Source organism: Trinickia sp. LjRoot230 (assembly GCF_964253315.1).
Lineage (GTDB): Bacteria > Pseudomonadota > Gammaproteobacteria > Burkholderiales > Burkholderiaceae > Trinickia.
This window is the reverse complement of sequence record NZ_CAXUQX020000001.1, coordinates 644,314-659,705: the sequence shown is the minus strand read 5'-3', so window position 1 is coordinate 659,705 and position 15,392 is coordinate 644,314. Positions and strand designations below refer to the sequence as shown.

The window sequence follows — 15,392 nt, the reverse complement described above, 5'->3', positions numbered from 1 at the left end:
CCGTTGGGGTATTCAAAAAGGCTTGATGACCACGAGCGCCACGGCGGCGAGCATGCCGAGCACAGGCAGTTCATTGAAAAAGCGATACCACCGATGCGAGCGGCGGTTTTCGCCGCGCTCGAAAACACCGAGCAGATGCCGGCAATAGACGTGATAGAGCACCAGCAGTACAACCACGCCGAGCTTGGCGTGGATCCAGCCTTGCCCGCTACCGATGCCGACGGCAAGCCACAGCCACAGCCCGCAGGCCAGTGCCGGAATGGCGATGAACGTCATGAACCGATAGAGCTTGCGCGCCATGACGAGCAACCGGCGGTACGCCGCGGGTTCGGTTTCCATCGCCAGGTTGACGTAAATGCGCGGCAGATAGAAAAGGCCTGAAAACCAGGCCGCCACGAGCACGATGTGAAATGTTTTGATCCAGAGCATGGGCTGTTTTTTTATGCTTGCATGGATTGAGCAAAGTCGACCAACGTTGACCAAGTTAGCGCCGCACTTCACCGTGGCCGAGCACGACATATTTCAGTGATGTGAGCCCTTCGAGCCCCACCGGCCCACGCGCGTGCAGTTTGTCGTTGGAAATGCCGATCTCGGCGCCCAGGCCAAATTCGAAGCCGTCCGCGAAACGCGTCGATGCGTTCACCATCACGCTCGCCGAATCTACTTCGCGCAAAAACCGCATCGCACGGTCGTGATCTTCGGTGATGATTGCGTCAGTGTGGGCCGAGCTGTACGTATTGATGTGATCGATAGCGGCATCGATACCGTCGACAACCTTGATGGCCAACACCGGCGCCAGATATTCGGTGCGCCAGTCCTCTTCGGTTGCATCCACGAGTGCAAGCGCGGCCGCGTCGGCCGCGCCCAGCGTTTGTTCGAGCGCGGTCCGCGCCGCGGCATCGACCCGCAGTTCCACGTTCTTTTCGTGATACAGGCGCGCAAGCGGCGGCAACACCGCGCGGACGATGCCGCGCGCAACCAGCAGCGTCTCCATCGTATTGCAGGTGCCATAGCGATGCGTCTTGGCGTTGTCGCACACGGCGAGCGCCTTCGCGATATCGGCACGATCGTCGACATAAACGTGGCAAATGCCATCCAGATGCTTGATCATCGGCACGCGTGCTTCTTCCATCAGCCGTGCGATCAAGCCCTTGCCGCCGCGTGGCACGATGACGTCGACGTACTCGGTCATCGTGACGAGCTTGCCGACCGCGGCGCGCTCCGCCGTCTCGACGACTTGCACCGCGTCGCGCGGCAAGCCGGCTGCCGCGAGCCCTTCGCCGATCAACGCCGCGAGCGCTGCGTTGGAGGCCAGCGCCTCCGAGCCGCCGCGCAAGATCGCTGCATTGCCGGACTTCAGACAAAGCGCGGCGGCGTCGATCGTCACGTTCGGACGCGATTCGTAGATGATGCCGATCACGCCGAGCGGCACCCGCATGCGCCCAACCTGGATGCCGCTCGGGCGGTACTTGAGGCCATCGATTTCGCCGATCGGGTCAGGCAGTGCCGCCACTTGACGCAGCCCTTCGATCATCGTCGCGAGCGCCTTGTCCGACAGCGTGAGCCGATCGATGAAAGCCGCATCCATGCCCTTTTCGCGCGCCCTTTCGACGTCGCCCGCGTTCGCCTGCTTGAGCGCACCGGCTTCGCGTTCGATCGCAGTTGCGATGGCAGCCAGCGCGTCGTTCTTGGCAGCGCTCGTCGCGCGCGCCATCGCGCGCGACGCTGTGCGAGCGCGACGGCCTACGCCGTTCATGTATTCGTCGATATCCATCGTCATCTCGTCGTCGCACGCCGTGGGCGCGCTTTTCGCCTCTTGCTCTTGCCTATGCCCTATCGGCACATCCATGCGTCGATTGTAAAGGCAACCCACGACATGCGCCCGGCAACGCCCGCTTACGACGCGGCGGCCGCCTGGCGCGCATTGGCACGCTTGCCGGGGCTGGCAACGAGCGCAGCCAACTCAAACAGGCCATCCCAGGCATCGGGCGGCAACGCGTCACGCCAGCGGCCGCCCGGCATTGCGCCCGTCAGCCCCTTGACCTGCCGATCAAGCGCCGCGGCCAGCGCGAGCCCTTCTTCGAGCACGCCTTCCGACACACGTGTCAGCGCCGGCCCGACGAGGCGCTCGCGCGGCCCCCATACACGGTTTTCGCGCAATAGCGTGGCCAGCGGCTTGCCCGCGGCCGCGCCCCGCTTGATGCGCAACAGCGTGCGCAGTTCTTCCGTCAGCGCCCAAAGCACGAGCACGGCTGCTTCGCCTTCGCCCTTCAAGCCGTCGAGCATGCGCGCAAGCCGCCCGACATCGCCCGCCAGCATCGCTTCATTGAGCTTGAAGACGTCGTAGCGCGCCACATTGAGCACCGCATCGTGAACTTGTTCGAACGTCAAGTCGCCCGGCGGGTAAAGCAGCCCGAGCTTTTGTATTTCCTGGTGCGCGGCAAGCAAGTTGCCCTCGATGCGCTCGGCGATAAATTGCAGCGCGCGCCGCCCTTGCTCGCCCGCGGCGACACGCTGCCCCTGCTTGGCAAGACGCTGCGCAATCCAGTTCGGCAACTGCGCCCGCTCGACCGGATCGATTCGCAATGCAACGCCAGCCTCGGTAAGCGCCGCGAACCACGCCGTCTTTTGCGTGGCCGCGTCGAGCCGCGGCAGCGTCACGAGCATCAGCACATCGGGGTTGCCGGCCGCGGCGAGCGTCTTCAACGCGTCCGCCCCCTCCTTGCCCGGCTTGCCCGACGGAATGCGCAATTCGATCAGTTGCCTATCGCCAAAGAGCGACATCGATTGGCTCGCGCCGAGCAGCGAACTCCAATCGAAACTGCGCTCGACCGAGAACACCGACCGTTCGGTAAACCCGGCCGCGCGCGCCGCCGCACGAATGCGGTCGCTCGCTTCCTGCGCAAGCAGGTGCTCGTCGCCGTAGACGACGTAAAGGCCCGCCAACGTCTTGGCCAGATGCGCTTCGAGTGCGTCGAGTCGCAGTTGCATGGAAGGTGGGCTAACGCTCGTTCAAAGCGGCGGCGGCGGCAGCGGCGCACGCGGACCGACGGCAGGCGCTTGCTCGCCCGGCGCCGGATGCAGCGAGCGCACCACCGCGAGACGCCGCGTCAACTGATCGACCGCGTCGTTTTGCATGTCCGCGAACAGCAGCTCCGACTCCTGCGCCTTCGCCAACGTGTACTTGTCGCTGTACGTCATGGCCCGATTCAGCACAATCGCACTCGGCGGAATCAGCAACGCGCCATCCGCCCCGACGAGCGAGTAGCTGAGGCTGTAGTTGAGCTGGTATTCCTCCGCCACGCCGAGCGAATTCAGCGTCAGCGTCGACTGGCCACGGCCTTCCTGCACCGTCAGGATGGCATCGGCATTGGCCGTCGAAGCGACGACGACGGTATCGCTGCCGCCTTGCACCATGCGCGTCAAGCGCGCGGCGACGGGCGGCGTCGCACCGGAGATGGCGAGCCGCTTGAACACATAGTTCTGCTGCCCGCGCAATTGAAAACCGCACGCGACGAGCACCATGACCATGGTGCCGGCGACGAGCGCGAGAAACGATCGGCGAATCACATTGGCTCCCTGAGTAGCTCCGTGAGCACGTTGATATAGGCCCGGTTCGCGCATCGGTGGGTGCATCAAACGACGACGTTCACGAGACGGCCCGGCACGACGACGATCTTCTTCGCCGGCTTGCCTTCGCTAAAGCGCGCGAACATCTCGTGCGCCAGCGCCGCTCTTTCGATCGCTTCGCGGGGGGCATCTCGGGCGACCGTCAGCGCACCCCGGACTTTGCCGTTGACCTGCAGCACGAGTTCGAGCTCGGCTTGCTCTAGCGCTTTTTCGTCGACCTTCGGCCACGGCGCGTCGAGCAACGAGCCCGATTCGTCGGCATAGCCGAGCGAGCGCCACAGCACGTGCGTGACATGCGGCACCACCGGATAAAGCACGCGCAGCAAAATGCCGTAGCACTCGCGCAGCACCGCGCCGCGCGCCTGCTTCGCGCCTTCGATCGCGTTGAGCATCTTCATGGTCGCCGAAACAACCGTGTTGTACTGCAAACGCTGATAGTCGAAATCGGCCTGCTTGAGCACGCCGTGGATCTCGCGGCGCAGCGCCTGCTCGGCTTCGGTAAGCGCGCTTGCATCGAGCACGTCACGCGAGGCGAGCACGCTCGCGCTCGCTTGTCCGAAGCCCCAAACGCGGCGCAAGAAGCGGCTCGCGCCTTCGACACCCGAGCCCGACCATTCGAGTTGCTGCTCGGGCGGTGCTGCGAACATCGTGAACAAACGCGCGGTGTCGGCGCCGTGCTGATCGATCAACGATTGCGGGTCGACGCCGTTGTTCTTCGACTTCGCCATTTTCTCGATACCGCCCAGCGTAACGGGCTGGCCATCCGCATTCAGCGTCGCGCCAATCGGGCGGCCCTTGTCGTCGTGCGAGACGGTCACGTCGGCCGGGTTGTACCACGTCTTCTTGCCGGCGGCGTCCTCGCGATAGAACGTCTCGTTGAGCACCATGCCCTGCGTAAGCAGGTTCTTCGCCGGTTCGCCAAAACTGACGAGCCCCATGTCGCGCATCACCTTGGCCCAGAAACGCGAGTAGAGCAAATGCAAAATAGCGTGCTCGATGCCGCCGATGTATTGATCCATCGGCATCCAGTAGTCGGTCCGCGCATCGACCATCGTCGGCGCGTCCGGACACGGATAGCGCGAGAAGTACCAGGCCGAATCGACGAACGTGTCCATCGTATCGGTTTCGCGCTTCGCGGCCCCGCCGCACTTCGGACATGCGCAGTTGACGAACGCCGCCGATTTCGCGAGCGGATTGCCGGCGCCATCCGGCACGAGATCCTCGGGCAGAACGACGGGCAGATCCTGTTCGGGCACCGGGACATCGCCGCAGGACGGGCAATGGATGATCGGGATCGGCGTGCCCCAATAGCGCTGGCGCGAGATACCCCAATCGCGCAAGCGCCAGGTCACTTGCTTGTCGCCCAGCGCAAGCGCCTTGAGATCCGCCGCAATGGCGTCGACGGCCGCATCGTAACTCAACCCGTCGTACTTGCCGCTCGCGATGCAGACGACGCCTTCCTTATCGCCATACCACGGCTGCCATGCGTCGTCCGAATAGCTGCAACCGGCCTTGGCGATGACCTGTTTGATCGGCAGACCGTATTTCTTCGCGAACGCGAAATCGCGCTCGTCGTGGGCCGGCACGCCCATGACCGCGCCTTCGCCATAGCTCATCAGCACGTAGTTGCCGACCCACACTTCGATCCGTTCATGCGTGAGCGGATGCGTGACGAAAAAGCCGGTGGCCATGCCCTTCTTTTCCATCGTCGCGATCTCGGCTTCGGCCACACCGCCGTGCCGGCATTCGTCGATGAAAGCTTGCAGACCCGGTGTGCTCGGCGCCAAATGCGCGGCAAGCGGATGCTCGGCGGCAATCGCGACGAACGTCACGCCCATGATCGTGTCAGCGCGCGTGGTGAAGACACGCAGCAGCTTCTTTTCGCCATCGAGTTCGTACGGAAACCCAAAGTTCAGACCGAAGCTTTTGCCGATCCAATTTTGCTGCATGATCTTCACGCGCTCAGGCCAGCCGAGACCGTCGAGATCGCCAAGCAGTTCGTCGGCGTAATCGGTGATCCGCATGTAATACATCGGGATCTCGCGCTTTTCGACGAGCGCACCCGAACGCCAGCCGCGCCCGTCGATAACCTGCTCGTTGGCGAGCACCGTCTGATCGACCGGGTCCCAATTGACCGTCCCCGTCTTCTTATAGACGATGCCCTTTTCGAGCATCTTGAGGAACAGCCACTGGTTCCACTTGTAGTAATCGGGCTTGCAGGTGGCCACTTCGCGCGACCAATCGATGGCAAGCCCCATCGACTGCATTTGCCGCTTCATGTACGCGATATTGTCGTAAGTCCACTTCGCGGGCGGCACGCCGTTGGCCATCGCGGCGTTTTCGGCCGGCATGCCGAACGCGTCCCATCCCATCGGCATCAGCACGTTGTAGCCATTCATCCGCAAGTAGCGGTACATCACGTCGTTGATCGTGTAGTTGCGCACGTGCCCCATGTGCAGTTTGCCCGACGGATAAGGCAGCATCGAAACGCAGTAGAACTTCGGCCGAGCCGGGTCTTCCGCGCTCCGATATGCGTTGGACGCGCGCCAATCGGCCTGCGCTGAGGCTTCGATGTCGGCGGGTAAGTATTTTTCTTGCATGGCGTGGTTAAGGCGTGGCTGTCGTGGCGCGGGGCTTAAGTACGTACGGTCAGGCGTGGCGCGAGCTCGCGCAATGGTATGTCGGAGAGCGCATGAGCCCGCTCGCGCGGAAAAGGATCGATTATACCGTCCGCCGTTGCCAAATCAGGGCTTCGCAGACGCGGCGGCTGCGGGCGGCTCGGTCACGAAGCCGATCCGCTCGAGGCCCGCCGCCTGCGCCGCGCCCATCACCTGCGCGATGATGTCGTAACGCGTCGCGCGCGAGGCACGCAAATGGATCTCGGGCGGCTCACCCGATTTGCCGGCCGCCATCAGCGACGCGCGCACGGCATCGAGAGTCGACGGCTTGCCGTTCCAGTAAAGGCGGCCCGCATCGTCGATCGCAAGCGTGATGGTCTGCGGAGTCTGCCGCGCGGGCGCGGATGCCACCTTCGGCAAGTCAAGCCGAATCGCGTGCGTAAAAAGCGGCGCGGTGATGATGAAGATCACGAGCAAGACGAGCATCACGTCGATCAGCGGCGTCATGTTGATGTCCGCCATCGGCGCGGTTTGCTGCTTTCCGTCGAATCCGCCAAATGCCATATGCGCCTCCTTCGAGCGTTGCTACCAAGCGTGCTGCTAGGCGTGGCTAGGTTGCTGCCCGGCTAGCTTACGTTTGCAGTTGAGCGTCGCGCGAATGGCGGGCGACGTCCTTCTCGGGGGCGCAAAGGTAGGCGTGCAGATCGCGTGCGAAGCCTTCCAGCTCTTCTGATAACTGACGTTGCAAGCGGCCGAGGATGTTGTAGGCAAGCACGGCCGGGATCGCCACGACCAGCCCGAAAGCCGTCATGATCAGCGCTTCGCCAACGGGGCCGGCGACGTTTTCGATCATCGCCTGGCCGCTCGCCGCAATGCTGCCGAGCGCATGATAGATGCCCCACACCGTGCCGAGCAGGCCGACGAAAGGCGCCGTGCTGCCGATCGAGGCCAGCAGGACGTGGCCGAATTCGAGGCGCCGTTGCGATGCGAGCAAGGCTTGGCGCAGCGCGCGCAGCACCCGCTCGCCCGCATCGACGCGCGCAATCAACGCGTTCGCGCCAAGTGCATGCGCATGGGCTTGGGATGCGTCCAACGCGGCCGCCGCGAGCGGCGCGAATACGCGCTCCTTGTCGACACTGCGCATGACGAGCACGGCGTCGGACAGCGTCGCCGCTTGCCAAAACAGCGCGAGCGCGCGCGGACCTTGGCGCTTGGCGCGAACGAGCATCCACGTCTTTGCAATCAGAAAACACCAGCTTGCGATCGACATCGCGAGCAGGACATAAGCAACGCCGTGCGTCACGGCATCGCCCGTTTGCAAGTAGTGGAGCATGCCCGTGTTCACCATCGATCTGTACTCCTGAATAGCTTGCGTGCTACGCCGTGCGGCATGGCGACATGGCGGGTGCGCTACTTGAGCCCGAGCACGTCGCGCATGTCGTAAAGGCCGGTGCCATGCCCGGCCAAAAAGCGGGCGGCGCGCAAGGCGCCCTGAGCGTACGACACGCGGCTTGCCGACTTGTGCGTGATTTCGATGCGCTCGCCCGTGCCGGCAAAAAGCACCGTGTGGTCGCCGACGATATCGCCGCCGCGAATCGCCGAAAAACCGATCGTGGATGGATCGCGCTCGCCCGTCACGCCGTGGCGGCCGTAGACGGCGCAATCGTCAAGCGTGCGCCCGAGCGCGCCGGCAACCGCCTCACCCATCATCAACGCCGTGCCCGAAGGCGCGTCGACCTTGTGACGGTGATGCGCTTCGATGATTTCGATGTCGTAGCCTTCGTTGAAATGGCGTGCGGCAAACTCGAGAAGCTTGAGCGTGACGTTCACGCCGACGCTCATGTTGGCCGCGAACACGATGCCGATGGTATCGCCCGCCGCGGCCAGCGCCCGTTTTTGCGCCTCGTCGAAACCGGTCGTGCCGATCACGAGATTCACGTGATGACGCAGCGCGGCCTCGAGATGCGCCATCGTGCCCTCGGGGCGCGTGAAGTCGATCAGGCAGTCGGATGCGGCCAGCACGGCATCGATGTCGTCGGTCAGCACGACGCCGGTCGTCTGACCCAGGAAGGCGCCGGCATCGGTGCCGAGCTGCGGCGAGCCGGCGCGGTCAAGCGCACCGGCAAGCGTCGCATCGGCGTCGTTCAAGACCGCCTCGATCAGCATCCGGCCCATTCGGCCCGAGGCGCCTGCAATCGCGATTTTCATCGGTCTGCCCTTAATTCTGATGACGATAGAAGTTCACGGCACCTCGGCCGCAAAAAGCAAAAAAGCGGGCTGCGCGCGCAGCGCCCGGCCCGCTTTCCGCATACCAACCAACGTTCAGCCGCCCGAGGCCGTCGCGCTTTGTGCCGAGGCCGACGGCTGATTGCGCGGCGCCGAAGAATCGCGGCTTTGCGGGCTCGTCGGCCCTACCGGTTCGGTCTGGTCTTGCTTGGCCGGCGGCGGCGCGCGATGGAACTGGAACTGCGGCACGGCAACCGCCGGCGCGCCAGGCGCGGGTGCTGCGCCCGAGCGGACCGCAGGCGCGGCCGTCGTCGCATTGACCGCACGATTGGCCGCCTGCGCCGCTTGCGCGTTGGCATCGGTGCCAATAACGGCGTTCGCGTTGGCGTTCGTACCGCTCTCGGCCGCAGCGGCTGACGCCGCCTGCGGTGCCGTTGCTGCCGCCGCTGCCGACGCAGCAGCAGTTGCCGAAGCCGCGGCCGCCATGCCTGCGGCTTTCGCCTTCTTACCGCGCTTGTCGCCGTCGATGTCCGCGAGCAGCTCGAGCTCCGACGGGAGGTCTTCGCCGCCTTCCCAACTCACGACCTGGTCACCGTTGAAATGGACGACGAAATCGCGCTGCTGCACGACTGCAGTGGAGCCGCGCTTGAAGTAGAACAGATAGTCCCAGCGATCGGCATGGAACATGTCCGTCAACAGCGGGGTGCCGAGTGCCGTCTTGACCTCGGCGCGCGTCATGCCAGCGCGCATCTTCGCCGCAGCTTCTTGCGAGACGAAGTTGCCTTGCACGACGGTGATCCGATACGGCGTAATGCTTTGCGCGACGCGCTGCGTGATGCTGTCGTAGGTCGAACATCCGGCGAGAAACGCAACCGCAGCGGCTAAACCCACCACGCGACGCGCGCCGGCCCCCCGACACTTCAAAAGAAAATTTCGACTCATTTCGCCCACCGAGCGGGCCCCCTTTCGCATGTGTTGCCTATAACAAACAAGGCCGCGAGAGTTTCATCGACGAACTTCATCGACGCCCTTCGCTGAAGATGACCGGGACAGCAAAAACCCATTACTATTGGAGCCCTGCATTGTACTCTAGGGATGCCCGGCCATGACCAATCCGACCGATCTCAAAAATATCGGGCTCAAGGCGACCCTACCGCGCCTCAAGATCCTCGAAATATTCCAGCGCTCGCCCGTTCGCCATCTGACCGCGGAAGACGTCTATCGAAACTTGCTCAACGAGCAACTCGATATTGGTCTTGCCACCGTTTATCGCGTCCTGACGCAATTCGAGCAAGCCGGCTTGCTGTCGCGCAGCAATTTCGAATCAGGCAAAGCCGTGTTCGAACTCAACGAAGGGACCCATCACGACCACCTGGTTTGTCTTGACTGCGGGCGCGTCGAGGAGTTCTTCGATCCTGAAATTGAAAAGCGGCAGCATGCCATTGCCGAAGAGCGCGGCTTCAAGCTGCACGAACATGCGCTGGCGCTGTACGGCGGCTGCACGAAGGAAAATTGCCCGCATCGCAAGCACTAGCAAACCCGCGCCAGAGCAAAAAAAAGAGCCGCCTGCTGAACTGCGGGCGGCTCTTTTAGTTTTTGAGCGTTTCTTCGCGCTTGCGTTATTTTACTTGGCGTTCGCCAGCGCAATCGCCGTATCGAGCATGCGATTCGAGAAGCCCCACTCGTTGTCGTACCAGCTCGACACCTTCACGAGACGCCCCGCCACTTTCGTCAACGTCGAATCGAAGGTCGACGACGCCGGGTTGTGGTTGAAATCGATCGAGACGAGCGGCGCTGTGTTATAGCCGAGAATGCCCTTGAGTTCGCCTTGTGCCGCTTCCTTCATGATCGCGTTGATTTCGTCGACCGTCGTATCGCGCTTGGCAATGAACGAGAGATCGACAATCGATACGTTGATGGTCGGCACGCGGATCGCATAGCCGTCGAGCTTGCCGGCGAGTTCGGGCAGCACGAGCCCGATGGCTGCGGCTGCGCCCGTTTTCGCCGGAATCTGGCTGTGCGTCGCGGAACGGGCACGGCGCAGATCTTCGTGATAAACGTCGGTCAGCACCTGATCGTTCGTATAGGAGTGGATCGTCGTCATCAAACCCGACTCGAGGCCGACCTTGTCGTTCAGCGGCTTGACGAGCGGCGCCAGGCAGTTGGTCGTGCACGAGGCATTCGACACCACCGTGTGCTCGGCCTTCAGCGTGTTGTGGTTCACGCCGTAGACGATCGTCGCGTCCACATCCTTACCGCCGGGCGCCGAGATCAACACCTTCTTCGCGCCACCCGTCAGGTGGGCGCTTGCTTTCGCCTTCGACGTGAAAAAGCCCGTGGACTCCATCACCACATCGACGCCCAACTCGCCCCACGGCAGCTCGGCCGGATTGCGGTTCGCGAGCACGCGGATCTTGTCGCCGTTGACGACGAGGTAATCACCTTCCACCGCAACGTCGGCATTGAACGGCCCATGCACGGTGTCGTACTTCGTCAGATGCGCGTTTGTGTTCGCATCGCCGAGGTCATTGATCGCGACGATTTCGAGGTCGTGCTTCTTACCATTTTCGTAGAACGCGCGCAGCGTGTTGCGGCCGATACGGCCATAGCCGTTGATTGCAACGCGAATCGTCATGCTGTTTCTCCTGAACTTGGGCTGAAAAAGTCCTGATTTCCAATAGTCCGACGGCACGGCTGGGCGAGACCCCGCGGCCAGACGCCTCTCGTCCTCTTGTTGTTAGCCGAGCGCCGCCTTTGCTGCCGCAACGACGTGCTCGACCGTAAAGCCGAAGTGCTTGAACAGCACGCCGGCGGGGGCCGATTCACCATACGTGTCGATACCAACCACGCTACCTTCGAGCCCGACATACTTGCGCCAGTAGTCGGTCACGCCTGCCTCGATTGCCACGCGGCGCACGCCCTTTTGCAGCACGCGCTCGCGATATTCGGCGTCTTGGCGGTCGAACACCGTCGTCGACGGCATCGAGACCACGCGCGCGGCGATGCCTTCGCGGGCGAGCGGCTCGATGGCTTTCAGCGCGAGCTCCACTTCGGAGCCCGTCGCGATCAGAATGATCTTGCGTGCGACGATTTCCTCGTCCCAATCGCGCAGCACATAGCCGCCGCGTGCGACGTTCGCAATTTGTGCATCGGTGCGCGGCGAAAACGGCAGATTCTGGCGGCTAAAGACGAGGCACGATGGGCCATCGTGCTCGATTGCGTACGTCCATGCCACGGCCGTCTCGACCGTATCCGCCGGGCGCCACAGCTGCAGATTCGGAATCAAGCGCAAGCTGGCCAGATGCTCGATCGACTGGTGCGTCGGGCCGTCTTCGCCAAGACCGATCGAATCGTGCGTGAACACGAAGATCGACGGCGCTTTCATCAGCGCCGCCACGCGCAGCGCATTGCGGCTGTAATCGGAGAACGTCAGAAAGGTACCGCCGAACGGCTTATAGCCGCCGTGCAACGCGATACCGTTGATGATCGCGCTCATGCCGAATTCGCGCACACCGTAGTTGATGTGGTTGCCCCAGACGATGCCCTCGGTGCCCGTTTCGCCCGCGCGTACCGGCTTGCTGGCCTTCCAGTTCGTCAGGTTCGAACCCGTCAAGTCGGCAGAGCCGCCCAGCAGTTCGGGCAGCACCGCAGCCAGCCCCTCGATGGCCTGCTGCGACGCCTTGCGCGTGGCGATAGTCTCCGCACGCTCGTTCGCGCCGGCCACGATGGCCTGCGCCTTCGCCACCCAGTCGGCCGGCAGCTTGCCCGTCGTGCGGCGCTCGAATTCGGCCGCCTCGGCCGGGTACTTCGCACGGTATTGCGCAAAGGCGTCGTTCCAGAGCGTCTCGTTGCGCGCGCCGAGCTCCTTCGCGTCCCATGCCGCATAGACTTCCTGCGGTATCACAAACGGCTCCCAGTTCCAGCCAAGCGCCGTGCGCGCAGCCGCGATTTCCTGTGCGCCGAGCGGTGCGCCGTGCACGTCGTGCCCGCCGGCTTTGGTCGGGGCACCCTTGCCGATCACCGTCTTGCAGCAGATCAGCGTCGGCTTGCCTGCGGCCTTCGCTTCGGTGATCGCGGCATCGAGCGCGTCGACGTTATGGCCGTCGACATGGCGGATCACGTTCCAGCCATAGGCTTCGAAGCGCTTCGGCGTGTCGTCGTGGAACCAGTGCTCGACGTGACCGTCGATGGAGATACCGTTGTCGTCGTAAAACGCGATCAGCTTGCCGAGCTTGAGCGTGCCGGCGAGCGAGCAGGCTTCATGCGAAATGCCTTCCATCAGGCAGCCGTCGCCCAGGAACACGTAGGTGTGGTGATCGACCACCGATGCATCCGGCTTGTTGAACTCGGCCGCCAGCAACGCCTCGGCGAGCGCCATGCCAACGGCGTTCGCAAGGCCCTGGCCGAGCGGCCCTGTCGTCGTCTCGACGCCAGGCGTGATGCCGTACTCGGGGTGGCCCGGCGTTTTCGAGTGCAATTGGCGGAAGTTCTTGAGTTCCCCGATCGGCAAGTCGTAGCCGGTCAAATGCAACAGCGCATAGAGCAGCATCGAGCCGTGGCCGTTCGACAGCACGAAGCGGTCGCGATTGGCCCAATGCGGATTGGCTGGGTTGTGCTTCAGATGGCGCGACCAGAGCGCCACGCCAATTTCCGCCATGCCCATCGGCATACCCGGGTGGCCCGAGTTCGCTTGTTGCACGGCATCCATCGCGAGCGCGCGAATCGCGTTGGCCATCAGGGCGGTAGAGGCGGGAGACGAGATCGTCATGTCGAGTCCGGGGAGCAAGTCGAGAAAGCGAAGGCCGTGCGGCAGACCGCTGCCCGCTGCTCACCGCTCGGGCAGCACCGGTGCGTGGGATGCACCGCGGCGAAGCATCGAGACAGCCAAAAAGCAGCAAAAAGCGAGCAAACGGCACAGGGCCCAAAGCGTGCCATTCTAACAGATGCCCGCCTGGCATCGACCGCCCGGCGCGCGTCGGACCATGCCACGCGCGGGATTCGGGCACCTATAATCGAGAGCACCTCGACTTCGTCGCGCGGCGCCACGCCGCCCGCTCGCCCACCGTGACAGCCCACGCCGCCTCCCCGCTTCTGTTTCGACCGACCGCCGACGTGATCTATGGGTTCCCGCGCGCGCAGCGAATAGCCAGCGTCGTTTCGCCGCACCAGCACATCGAGGTCTGGCAAACGCCGCAATTGGGTACGCTTTTCACGCTCGATGGCCGGCCGATGACCTCCGTCGGCGACGAATTCATCTATCACGAATGCATGGTGCACCCGGCCACGCTGGCCCACCCGCAGCCCAAAAAGGCGCTCGTGCTGGGCGGCGGCGACGGCGGCGCCGCGCGGCAGTTGCTGATGCATCCCGGCATCGAGCGCATCGTCGTTGCCGAACTCGACGAGGCCGTCGTGCAGATGGCGCGGCAGCACCTCTTCGCCGTGCATCGCGGCGCGTTCGACGACGCGCGCGTCGAACTCGTGATGGGCGATGCGGGTAGCTTCGTCGCCGCGACGAAAGAACAATTCGATGTTGTCGTCTTCGATCTGACGCCCCCCGATTCGCCGGCCGCCGAGCTTTATACGCCGGCCTTCTACGCGCGGCTCAAAGCAGCACTGGCGCCGCGCGCCGCGCTGTCGATGCATCTCGGCGCGCCGCATTTTCACGCCGAACGGGTCGCCGCGCTGCTCGATGGCTTGCGCGGCAGCTTCGCCATCGTCGATGTGATCTCGGCGTTCGTGCCGCTGTACGGCTCGCTCTGGTTGATGGCCATTGCCAGCGACACGCTCGACGCCGCAGCGCTCTTTCGGCATGACGTCGACGACCGGCTGCGCGCGCGGCGCATCGACGGTTTGCGCTACTACAGCGCGGCGCTGCACCCGGCACTTTTCACGCTGCCGCACGCGCTGCGCGATACACTCGGCGCTCGCTAGGCGGCATCATCCCGCTCCTCGCTCCCGTCCCGCGGGTCTGCTGCCGCAGCGTTCAAGCCAGATCGAGCCCAGTTCAAGCCCACTTTGCCATGCCTCGTTTTTTTGTCGATACGCTCTATCAACCGGGCGAGCTTGTCGCGCTGCCCGAAGCGGTTGCGCGCCACATTCAGGTGCTGCGCCTTCACCTCGACGATTGCGTCGTCCTTTTTAACGGCCGCGGCGGCCAATACGAGGCAAAGCTCGTCGAAATCGGGCGGCGCAGCGCAACCGTGCGCATAGGCGAATTCGCCGCGATCGAAGCCGAGCCGCCTTATCGGATCACGCTCGCGCAGGGCGTCGCGGGCGGCGACAAAATGGATTGGCTGATCGAAAAAGCGGTCGAACTCGGCGCGGAGCGCCTCGCACCGCTCATCAGCGCGCGCAGCGTGGTGCGGCTCGCCGGCGAGCGTGCCGCACGCCGACAGGCACATTGGCAGGCACTCGTCGAGGCGGCGTGCGAGCAATGCGGGCGCAATCGCGTGCCGGGCATCGAGCCGCCGCGCGAATTCGCGCAATGGCTCGACGCGCTGCCGGCTGCTCCCGATCACGGCGAGTTATGGCTCATGCTGTCGCCGCGCGCGAGCCTGTCGTTCGATGCGTTGCCGGCTGTGGCGCCGAGCGGCGGCATTACGCTGCTGATTGGCCCTGAGGGCGGCCTTGCTCCCGAAGAAGAGGCGGCTGCCGGCGCGCGCGGCTTCATTTCACTGGCGCTGGGTCCGCGCGTGCTGCGCACGGAAACGGCCGGCATCGCGGTGCTGGCTGCACTCGCTGCGCGCTGGGGAGGATGGTGAGCGGGATGGGCTTACGCCTAGCTGTCGCAGCCGCGTAGAGGCGACTGCGCGTCCCGTCGCCTCCGCACTCCTTTCAAAAAAGGGTCCGCTACGAGCGGACCCTTTTTGTTCCTCTCGACGAATCAACCGCGCCGCACGAACACCAGCGCAGCTTCAC

Annotated in this window: 14 protein-coding genes; 3 read left to right on the top strand and 11 right to left on the bottom strand. The window is 63.9% G+C overall.

The window, feature by feature from the left end:
• Positions 1 to 12: 12 nt before the first annotated feature.
• From ACSQ20_RS03170 to ACSQ20_RS03130, 9 genes are all read right to left on the bottom strand, one after another.
• The gene (locus tag ACSQ20_RS03170) at positions 13 to 429 is read right to left on the bottom strand and encodes a CopD family protein (protein ID WP_436017364.1); all 417 of its coding nucleotides are present in this window, start codon (positions 427 to 429) and stop codon (positions 13 to 15) included.
• A 55-nt stretch (positions 430 to 484) separates the two neighbouring features.
• On the bottom strand, positions 485 to 1,774 hold the full coding sequence (locus ACSQ20_RS03165; RefSeq protein WP_436017362.1) for a glutamate-5-semialdehyde dehydrogenase: 1,290 nt from the start codon (positions 1,772 to 1,774) through the stop codon (positions 485 to 487).
• Between the two features lie 122 nt (positions 1,775 to 1,896).
• A complete protein-coding gene (holA, locus tag ACSQ20_RS03160) occupies positions 1,897 to 2,991 on the bottom strand; it encodes a DNA polymerase III subunit delta (RefSeq protein WP_436017360.1) in 1,095 nt (364 codons plus the stop codon).
• A gap of 21 nt (positions 2,992 to 3,012) precedes the next feature.
• On the bottom strand, positions 3,013 to 3,570 hold the full coding sequence (locus ACSQ20_RS03155) for an LPS assembly lipoprotein LptE (protein ID WP_436017358.1): 558 nt from the start codon (positions 3,568 to 3,570) through the stop codon (positions 3,013 to 3,015).
• 65 nt (positions 3,571 to 3,635) lie between these two features.
• Positions 3,636 to 6,230, bottom strand: a complete 2,595-nt coding sequence (leuS, locus tag ACSQ20_RS03150) for a leucine--tRNA ligase (protein WP_436017356.1) — start codon at positions 6,228 to 6,230, stop codon at positions 3,636 to 3,638.
• Positions 6,231 to 6,374: 144 nt separating this feature from the next.
• On the bottom strand, positions 6,375 to 6,812 hold the full coding sequence (locus tag ACSQ20_RS03145) for an ExbD/TolR family protein (protein ID WP_436017354.1): 438 nt from the start codon (positions 6,810 to 6,812) through the stop codon (positions 6,375 to 6,377).
• Positions 6,813 to 6,879: 67 nt separating this feature from the next.
• The gene (locus tag ACSQ20_RS03140; protein ID WP_436017352.1) at positions 6,880 to 7,596 is read right to left on the bottom strand and encodes a MotA/TolQ/ExbB proton channel family protein; all 717 of its coding nucleotides are present in this window, start codon (positions 7,594 to 7,596) and stop codon (positions 6,880 to 6,882) included.
• 62 nt (positions 7,597 to 7,658) lie between these two features.
• Positions 7,659 to 8,456 carry a 4-hydroxy-tetrahydrodipicolinate reductase gene (gene dapB, locus ACSQ20_RS03135; protein WP_436017350.1) on the bottom strand — a complete coding sequence of 266 codons (798 nt, stop codon included), beginning with the start codon at positions 8,454 to 8,456 and terminating at the stop codon, positions 7,659 to 7,661.
• Between the two features lie 114 nt (positions 8,457 to 8,570).
• Positions 8,571 to 9,416 carry an outer membrane protein assembly factor BamE gene (locus tag ACSQ20_RS03130; RefSeq protein ID WP_436017348.1) on the bottom strand — a complete coding sequence of 282 codons (846 nt, stop codon included), beginning with the start codon at positions 9,414 to 9,416 and terminating at the stop codon, positions 8,571 to 8,573.
• Positions 9,417 to 9,579: 163 nt separating this feature from the next.
• Here ACSQ20_RS03130 and fur point away from each other — a divergent pair, with 163 nt between their 5' ends.
• On the top strand, positions 9,580 to 10,008 hold the full coding sequence (fur, locus tag ACSQ20_RS03125; protein ID WP_436017346.1) for a ferric iron uptake transcriptional regulator: 429 nt from the start codon (positions 9,580 to 9,582) through the stop codon (positions 10,006 to 10,008).
• 90 nt (positions 10,009 to 10,098) lie between these two features.
• Here fur and gap read toward each other — a convergent pair whose 3' ends face one another.
• Both gap and tkt read right to left on the bottom strand, forming a co-directional pair.
• Complete coding sequence (gene gap, locus ACSQ20_RS03120) at positions 10,099 to 11,109, bottom strand: type I glyceraldehyde-3-phosphate dehydrogenase (RefSeq protein WP_436017344.1); 1,011 nt, start codon at positions 11,107 to 11,109, stop codon at positions 10,099 to 10,101.
• A gap of 102 nt (positions 11,110 to 11,211) precedes the next feature.
• Positions 11,212 to 13,287: a transketolase gene (gene tkt / locus ACSQ20_RS03115; RefSeq protein ID WP_436022886.1), complete on the bottom strand. Its 2,076-nt coding sequence runs from the start codon at positions 13,285 to 13,287 to the stop codon at positions 11,212 to 11,214.
• A 251-nt stretch (positions 13,288 to 13,538) separates the two neighbouring features.
• Here tkt and speE point away from each other — a divergent pair, with 251 nt between their 5' ends.
• Both speE and ACSQ20_RS03105 read left to right on the top strand, forming a co-directional pair.
• Positions 13,539 to 14,405: a polyamine aminopropyltransferase gene (gene speE, locus ACSQ20_RS03110; RefSeq protein WP_436017342.1), complete on the top strand. Its 867-nt coding sequence runs from the start codon at positions 13,539 to 13,541 to the stop codon at positions 14,403 to 14,405.
• Between the two features lie 89 nt (positions 14,406 to 14,494).
• A complete protein-coding gene (locus tag ACSQ20_RS03105; protein ID WP_436017340.1) occupies positions 14,495 to 15,235 on the top strand; it encodes a 16S rRNA (uracil(1498)-N(3))-methyltransferase in 741 nt (246 codons plus the stop codon).
• Positions 15,236 to 15,392 lie beyond the last annotated feature (157 nt).

Coding starts and splice junctions, on each gene's coding strand:
- ACSQ20_RS03170 (WP_436017364.1), bottom strand. CDS start 429: ATGCTCTGGATCAAAACATTTCACATCGTGCTCGTGGCGGCCTGGTTT.
- ACSQ20_RS03165 (WP_436017362.1), bottom strand. CDS start 1,774: ATGGATATCGACGAATACATGAACGGCGTAGGCCGTCGCGCTCGCACA.
- holA (WP_436017360.1), bottom strand. CDS start 2,991: ATGCAACTGCGACTCGACGCACTCGAAGCGCATCTGGCCAAGACGTTG.
- leuS (WP_436017356.1), bottom strand. CDS start 6,230: ATGCAAGAAAAATACTTACCCGCCGACATCGAAGCCTCAGCGCAGGCC.
- ACSQ20_RS03145 (WP_436017354.1), bottom strand. CDS start 6,812: ATGGCATTTGGCGGATTCGACGGAAAGCAGCAAACCGCGCCGATGGCG.
- ACSQ20_RS03140 (WP_436017352.1), bottom strand. CDS start 7,596: ATGGTGAACACGGGCATGCTCCACTACTTGCAAACGGGCGATGCCGTG.
- dapB (WP_436017350.1), bottom strand. CDS start 8,456: ATGAAAATCGCGATTGCAGGCGCCTCGGGCCGAATGGGCCGGATGCTG.
- ACSQ20_RS03130 (WP_436017348.1), bottom strand. CDS start 9,416: ATGAGTCGAAATTTTCTTTTGAAGTGTCGGGGGGCCGGCGCGCGTCGC.
- fur (WP_436017346.1), top strand. CDS start 9,580: ATGACCAATCCGACCGATCTCAAAAATATCGGGCTCAAGGCGACCCTA.
- gap (WP_436017344.1), bottom strand. CDS start 11,109: ATGACGATTCGCGTTGCAATCAACGGCTATGGCCGTATCGGCCGCAAC.
- ACSQ20_RS03105 (WP_436017340.1), top strand. CDS start 14,495: ATGCCTCGTTTTTTTGTCGATACGCTCTATCAACCGGGCGAGCTTGTC.